Here is a 7,414-nt window from a genome sequence, read left to right on the forward strand (position 1 = left end):
TTTCAAAGCTGACGAGATTTTGCAATCTCTTGTTTGTGGTTGATTGCTCAACCTTGCTTCTTCACTCGTTGTTCAGTTTTCAAAGAACAATTTCTTTCGTTCACCTGCTGTTTTTCAACAACAGGAGTTTTAATATATCATATCCGCCTGGGCGATTGCAAGCATTATTTTTCATTTGTTTGCCCTCGTTTTGGCCGGAACATTAATATAGCACGCTGGCAGCGAGAATGCAACACCCTTTTTAACATTCATTTCAGGCTGCCGGTTGTTACCGGTTTATGTGCTTGTCCTGCTCAGCATTGTCTCCACAAGCTCCTGCTCAAACCGCTCCTTGACGGAATCGTTGCTGCCGCCTACGGAATGGCGGATCTCCGTAAACTCGCGGACAATGTTCCGGATCGCCTCAAGCTCGCCTTCCCGGGCAAGCCGGCCGGTTTGCTCGATCACGTAAAAAGCAACCGCTTGATAGGCGTCTGCAAAGCTCTGATCCACGTCTGCGGCCGCCCGGTAATCGGCATAGTATCTTTTAAAAGTTTGAATTAGCGTTTCCTGCATGCAGCATCTCTCCTTCCGGTTCGACGTAGTTTGCTTCGCAGCCTGCACGAATATGCAAATTGCGCGTAAAAAAGCAACAGCCCCTTGCCGTCTTGCAGCAGGGAGCCGTTGCGTGGATTCCAAACCTTTTTCATATTTAATCTAAATATATGATGGTATAACGATAATTACTTAATGTCGATGGAAGTAACCAGTTGGTCTTTTCCTTTGAGCTCTACCGGATGTCCGGCAGTAAGCAGGGAAAGGTTGCCTGTAATAGTTACGCTTGGAGATACGTTATAAATGACCGTTTGGGAGCCATTATATACGTTTTGAGTGATCGAGATGGTAGAAATGACGCCTTGGGTATTCAGAGTAGTACTGTTAAGCGTACCAATCACGTCAAAATCGGTCAGAGCCAGCTTGGTCACTTCAATGTAAACGACTTGATTGTCGGATGTGCGGATGTTCACTTCATCGCCTACTTGTAAAGCAGAGGCGCTTACTTGAGCTCCGTTCCGGTATACATAAACGTTCGGATTCAGGGTAAACTGGTAAGCAGTTCCCGATTTGGTAAGAGTCAGAACGTTGTTGGACACAGCCGCGCTTACAGTACCGCTATCGGTAGTAACAGAAGTTTGTGCAAGTTTCGTAACTTCGATATACACAGCCTGATTATTGTACGTGTCGATTTTCACTTCGTCGCCTACTTGCAGCGCGGAAGCGGCTACTTTTACCCCGTTGCGCAGTACGAATACGTCAGGATGAAGCGTGTATTGGGTTGTCGTGCCGGATTTAGTCAATGTCAATACATTGTTAGTGACTGCCGTGCTGACAGTGCCTGTATTCGCGTTTTGATCTTGTCCCGGCAATTGGCTGCCCGTGCGGTCCAGCAAAGCGGCCAATTGGGCGCGAGTTACGGATTGGTTCGGTCTGAACGTGTTGTCCTCAAAGCCGTCAATCAAACCTTTTTCAATAGCTACGGCCACATAGCCGACCGATCCGGCAGGAATTTGCTTGGCGTCTTTGAACGGCAGAGCGGTGTTCATTTTGGCTTTGGCTTCGGCATCGTATTTCAACGCTTTAACCAAAAGCGTAGTTGCCCACAGACGGTCAGCCGCTTCATTCGGCTTCACGCTGTCGTCGCTCTCTGTGAACAGGTCGTTTTCAAGCGCTACAGCGACGTATCCGACAGCCCAGGAAGGAACTTTATCGGCATCTTTAAAGTTAAGCTTTGTTTGCATTTCAGTGGTGGATTCGGCTTGGTCGCGCAGTCCCATCAAACGAACGGCGGCCGTAATCGCTTCGATGCGGGACACGGTGTTGTCAGGTTTAAAAGAGCCGTCTTCATAGCCTTCAAACACGCGCTTGGAAGCGAGGCTTGCTATATAGCGCATTGCCCATTGCGCGGTTTTCATATCGTTGAAATTGATGCGAATATCGATGGAACCTTTGTAGTTTCCTTGGCTATAATTGTAATTTCTTCCGTTGCCTTGGTTGTTTTCCCGATTGCCACGGTTGTGATCGTTATCTTTTGCAAATGCGGCAGTGCCTCCTCCTACAACCATCACGCAGGCAAGACTCGTTGCCACCACTTTTTTCATTAACTGCTTTTTCATCAAGTTACCTCTCCCTTTTCCCAAGTAGTTATGAAGCATAAGATGAACCTTCGCGAAGGGTTCCTGGATATGCTACAAATGTTCGCTGCCCGGCTATTTTTTTTGGGGGTCTAGTCAAAATTAACAGGCAAAACTATCAAATACGCCGCCCGTCGTGATAAAATCAAGCTGTTAGAAAAAGAATCGCCAAAGGAGCAAAAGCATGCGTTTTCAAAGCAAACGAGGTTTGATTATTTTCATTGCAGTGGCAGTGCTAATTACGGCAAGTGCTTTTACTTTCAGCAGATCTTTGTTTCAATCTTCTTCCCGCAGTCCCGCCGGGACGGCCGGTCCGAGTGTCGAGCAAACCGCAACGAAAGAAGCGAACAACTCGCAGCAAAATCTTCACGCCGGACAGACGGATCAAGTACCTTCCGAAAAGTTTGATGTCGTCGTAGTCGGCACCGAGCTCGAAGGTCTTTATTTGGCAAGAGCCGCGGCCGACGAAGGCTTGCGCGTGAAAATTATCGATCCGAAAGCCGAATTCGGCGGACAAGTGCTGCAGGCGCAAATGCTGTTTCTGGACGAAACCCGGGACGACAAAGGCAAGTCGCTCGTTCAGGGGCGGGCGAAGGAGTTGTTTGACGGTTTTCGAAACGGCAAAATCCGCAAGCTGCCCGAATTTACGGATTATATGAAAAAGCTTGTAGACCAAATCACTATCGAATCGGGCGTTCAGATCAATGATATACAAACGGCGGACACTCCCGCGCATCTGCATGATATAACCTCGCTCACCTATACCGACCGGCAGCAGGTTAAGAAAAGCATATCGGCCTCCTACTGGGTGGACAATACCGATAACGCCGCACTGCTCAGCAAGCTGGATGTGAACCGGCTGCCGGGGCTGGAGAGCTTTTACGGGCAAAAAAATATCGAATACATGAGCGCCGGCATGATGATGAAGTTCAAGCATGTCGACTGGAAGACGTTCAATGCGGAGTTCAACAAGCTGAAACCGGAAGAACGCAGCAAGCGGTTCGGCGGCGGAAGCGTCAACGAAAGCTTTGCCATCGGTTTGAGTGGAGTTACGAAAGCTTATCATCCTACCAATGATCGCGTTTTTCTTCGCGGATTGAATGCGGTCAATCAAAGAGACGGGGACGTATTGATCAACGCGCTGCTTGTCTACACGGTCGACCCTTCCAACGCCCAATCGGTGCAGGAAGCCGTTGCTCTCGGCAATAAGGAGACGCCGCTCATTTTGGAGCATTTCCGCAAAACGCTGCCGGGCTGGGGATCGGCGGAACTGGGCGATTTGCCGACGTATCCTTACATTCGCGAATACAATCATTACGAAATGGATTATGTGCTCAAGCCTTCGGACCTGCTGTCAGGCAAAATGTTCTCGGACAACGTCAGCATCGGCGGCTATCCTCTCGATCTGCAGGGCACCAGCGCCAACAAATGGGGCATTGAAATGGGCAGACCGGACAAATACGGCATGCCGCTCCGCAGCTTTTTGCTGAAAAATTACGACAATGTCATCGCCGCGGGAAAAAACGTCGGCTCGTCGGCCATCGCCTACGGCAGCACGAGAATTCAGCCGAATACAAGCCTTGCGGCCGAATCCATCGGCGTCATTCTCGGGCAAATTCACGGCAAACAGAAGCTGAGCGAAATCAAGCAGGAAGATATGGATAAGCTTCATCAATATTTGGCAAGCAAATATCATATCACGCTGACCGGCGTCACCGGGACCAACAAAATCGCCGGTTGGACGGACGACGAAATCAAAAAGCTGGATACCGGCGAAATTACATATCCCAGCTATGTCCAAACGAAAAAGAAAACTACAGGCAAGTAAAGCCAGGACCGCGCTGCAGCTCTGAGATTCGGAGCTTGTGCGGTTTTTTGGCGCGTTTGGGGATAACCGGGCGGGCATTCGGAGGCTTTTTACGTATTGAAGCTTTGAAAAAAAAGTGTATAATAAGCTTTGCGCTTATAATTACTTATATAAACTTAAGTAAAGAGGTGGTTTTTGACTTGTTCCAGGAAGAAAGACTTATCGCGATTGTTGATTACTTAAAATTAAATAAGCGCATTACGGTCGATCAAATTTGCGAGCTGTACGAAGTATCGCGGGATACGGCGCGGCGGGACATGGTCAAGCTGGAGGAACAGGGACGCATCGTCAGGACGCGCGGCGGAGCGATTTTGCCGACATTATCGAAGGACGTCGGAAATTACGAGCAGCGTTTGCAGGCCGAGCCCTCTTCCAAGCTGACGATCGGCAAAGCGGCCGCCGCCCTTATTCAGGATGGCGACTACATTATGATGGATGCTTCGACGACCGTCCTGCATGCGGCTTCGGCCATAGCTTCCAGAAACAACGTCGCCGTGACCAGCTCGATTGAAACGGCGGCTGCGCTTGCGCGCAAAGGCGGCATCACGATTCATATGCTCGGCGGCGTGCTCGATAACAAGCACCACAGCGTATACGGCGCCAAGGCGATAGAAATGCTCAAAGATTATCATGTCGACAAGCTGTTTATCGGCACTTGCGGCATTACCGAGGAAGGGTTGTCGGCCCCGAACGAAGAGGACAGCTATCTTGTCAAAGCTATGATCCAGCATGCGGATCAGGTAATCGTACTGGCGGACCATTCCAAATTCGGCAAACGTCTGTTTTATCGCGTCGTTGGCTTGGAAAGCATCGACATTCTTGTTACCGATCAGGAAATGGGGCAGGAAATCAAAGAGAAATTGATTGCCTCTGAAGTGGAAATCGTATTAGCGGGAGGAGAACATCAGCATGATTAAAATGATAGTCAGCGATTTGGACGGAACTTTGCTCGATCACAGCAAAAAAGTAAGCGAGCGGGAGCGCGCCGCGCTGAAGCAGGCCAAGGCCGCAGGCATCGAATTGTGCCTGGCATCGGGAAGAGCGCATGCGGACATGCAGCAGGTGATGAACGAGATCGAATACGAGGCGCATTCCGTATCGCAAAACGGGGCTTTTATTTATTTGCGCGGCGGCGCGCTGCTGCACGCCAAGGTTTTTGCGCCGGAGCTTGCTTGCGAGGTGTATCGAATCGCCAAAAACTTTGATATGGTCAAGCTGATTTGTTCGGTCGAAGGAAACTACAGCGCGGTCATGACTCCTGCTGAAGCCGATATCCAGTCCAGAATGTTCAGCCCTCTTCTTGTTAGAGAAGATGCGGAAGCGGCGCTGACGGGCGATATATCGGCGAGCAAGTTTTCGTTTTTTGCACATCTGGACGTCCTGCTTGAGGTGAAAAGACGGCTGGAGGAACAGCTTGGCGGGCAATTGGAAATATTTTTGTCCGACCACGATTGTCTGGATGTGATGCCTCTGGGCGTCTCCAAAGGCAGTTCCCTGCTCGTTCTGCTCGACCGGCTCGGACTTCGGCCGGATGAAATCGCCTGCTGCGGGGACTCTTTCAACGACGTGTCGATGTTCGGAATTACTCCGCACAGCTTCGCCATGATCAAGGCGCACGCCGATGTCCGGCAGGCGGCCGCTTATCAAGTGCACTCCGTAGCCGAAGTCCTTGAACATGTGCATGCTTACAATCGAAGCTTTTCAGGCAAAGAAAGTACCGCGCTATGAAAAGACTGCTGACCATGGGGTGCGCGTCATATTTATTGACGGGCTCCACTCACGTTATTTTCGGCGCTGTACTGACTGAACTTTTGACATATTACGGACGCAGCTACCAAGACGGCGGTGTGCTTGTGTTTATGGAATTTGCCGGCTTTTTGCTCGGCGTGCTCGGCGCGCCTTACCTGGCTCGCCGCATCAGCCGCAGAAGCACGATCATGATCGCCTTTACGCTGCTTTTCGCGGCGATGGTCGCGACCGTACTGCTGCTCCCATGGCCGATCGCCGTCTGCTTCACCTTTATCGCCGGTTTGGCCTTCGGCCTTGTAGAATCCAGCATCAGCACATTCGTGCTGCTGGCAGCCAAAGATCAGCAGGCGATCGCTTTCAGCCAGCTGGAAGTCGCCTTCGGCGTCGGAGCGCTGGTCATGCCGCTTGTGTCCAGCCTGCTTATCGCCGGCGGTGTATGGAAATATTCGTTCCTGCTGCTTGGTCTCAGCGCGGTGGCGATGGCTCTCGTCTGGTCCAGGATTTCGCTGGGAGAGCATGACGAGCTGCTGGCCCATAAAGCGGACAGCGAGCAAGGGGTCAAGCGGCCTCCGGCGTTGAGCAAAAGCTCGCTGGTTGTCCTCATTATGTTCATGCTCACATTTTTCGTTTACGTCGGGATGGAGAACACGATCGTCAATTTTTTGTCATCCATTTTTAAGGAGCAGATGCAGTTGCCAGGCTCGTTCTCCTCTTTAACCGTAACGGCCTATTGGTTCGCCATGGTCGTCGGCCGCGTGTTTGCGGGAGTCATCGCCGAGAAAATGACGTATTTTCGCTTTCTGGCCGTATCGTACGCCGCCGGCTTCCTGATCATCCTGGTCTGGGTGTTCAACTCCTCCTTGTGGAGCGGCTTCGCCATCGTGCTGCTGCTCGGCCTGTTCATGTCCGGCATGTTCGCCGTGGCGATCGTTTATGCCAATCAGCTGATCCCCGGGCGTACCGAGCAAACGACGAGCCTGCTTATCGCCTCCGGAGGATTGGGCGGCGCCGTCCTACCGCTGGCCGCAGGCTGGAGCCTGGACCGCTTCCATGTCAGCGTAACCGTAGGATCCGTAGCCGCCGGCATGCTGATCGTGCTGTTGATCGTGCTTTTTTCTTACAGATGGAAAGCCGGGACCGGAACCGTACCCGAACGGGTATCCGTCACTGAACAGGGATAATAAAAAAGATGGGCCCCCGAACTATTGCGGGGAGCCCATCTTTTTTTATAAAGGCGCTGCCGCTCTCGCGAAGCGGCCTCACTCACCGGCCGGCCGGAGAAGCCTGCAAAAATGCAGGCTGCAGGAAGAAAGCCTGCGTCAGAAGCGATAACCACAATCTGCCTGGCTGCACGAAAAAAACCTGCAAAAATACATGAATTTGCGTCCTTAATCGCTGTCCACGAACAATTCCTGCAATTGTGCAGGCTTTTCAGCGGGGACATGGGCTCAGGTTCACTTTCAGCGAAAATCCCTGCACTTTTGCAGGTTTTTCGTCAAAATAAGCCAATTTCGGAGAAAAAAACCACTAGCTTTGCAACAAACCTGACATGAAAAATTTTGTTTCAAAATGTTCCTAAAATTGTATTTTATTGATACTTTTATCTGGTGGATCATTAAAAAATCTC

General features: G+C 50.9%; 7 protein-coding genes. 5 read left to right on the top strand and 2 right to left on the bottom strand.

Annotated elements, in window-relative coordinates:
* Nucleotides 1-276: 276 nt before the first annotated feature.
* Nucleotides 277-555, bottom strand: a complete 279-nt coding sequence (locus AC6RNO_RS36235; RefSeq protein ID WP_474686133.1) for a hypothetical protein — start codon at nt 553-555, stop codon at nt 277-279.
* Between the two features lie 167 nt (nt 556-722).
* A complete protein-coding gene (locus AC6RNO_RS36240; RefSeq protein WP_474686131.1) occupies nt 723-2,153 on the bottom strand; it encodes an S-layer homology domain-containing protein in 1,431 nt (476 codons plus the stop codon).
* Nucleotides 2,154-2,355: 202 nt separating this feature from the next.
* On the opposite strand from AC6RNO_RS36240, the gene AC6RNO_RS36245 reads away from it, so the two are divergent.
* From AC6RNO_RS36245 to AC6RNO_RS36265, 5 genes are all read left to right on the top strand, one after another.
* Entirely contained in the window at nt 2,356-3,999 is a 1,644-nt protein-coding gene (locus AC6RNO_RS36245) for an FAD-dependent oxidoreductase (protein WP_497108403.1), read from the top strand.
* Nucleotides 4,000-4,178: 179 nt separating this feature from the next.
* Nucleotides 4,179-4,955 (top strand): DeoR/GlpR family DNA-binding transcription regulator, encoded by a 777-nt coding sequence (locus AC6RNO_RS36250; protein WP_474686127.1) that lies wholly within the window; start codon nt 4,179-4,181, stop codon nt 4,953-4,955.
* Entirely contained in the window at nt 4,948-5,766 is an 819-nt protein-coding gene (locus AC6RNO_RS36255) for an HAD family hydrolase (protein WP_474686125.1), read from the top strand. Before AC6RNO_RS36250 ends, AC6RNO_RS36255 begins: the two co-directional genes overlap by 8 nt.
* Nucleotides 5,763-6,968, top strand: a complete 1,206-nt coding sequence (locus AC6RNO_RS36260; RefSeq protein ID WP_474686123.1) for an MFS transporter — start codon at nt 5,763-5,765, stop codon at nt 6,966-6,968. Before AC6RNO_RS36255 ends, AC6RNO_RS36260 begins: the two co-directional genes overlap by 4 nt.
* 111 nt (nt 6,969-7,079) lie before the next feature.
* A complete protein-coding gene (locus AC6RNO_RS36265) occupies nt 7,080-7,340 on the top strand; it encodes a hypothetical protein (protein WP_497108404.1) in 261 nt (86 codons plus the stop codon).
* Nucleotides 7,341-7,414: the final 74 nt, after the last annotated feature.

It is taken from the genome of Paenibacillus sp. sgz302190, assembly GCF_059820445.1.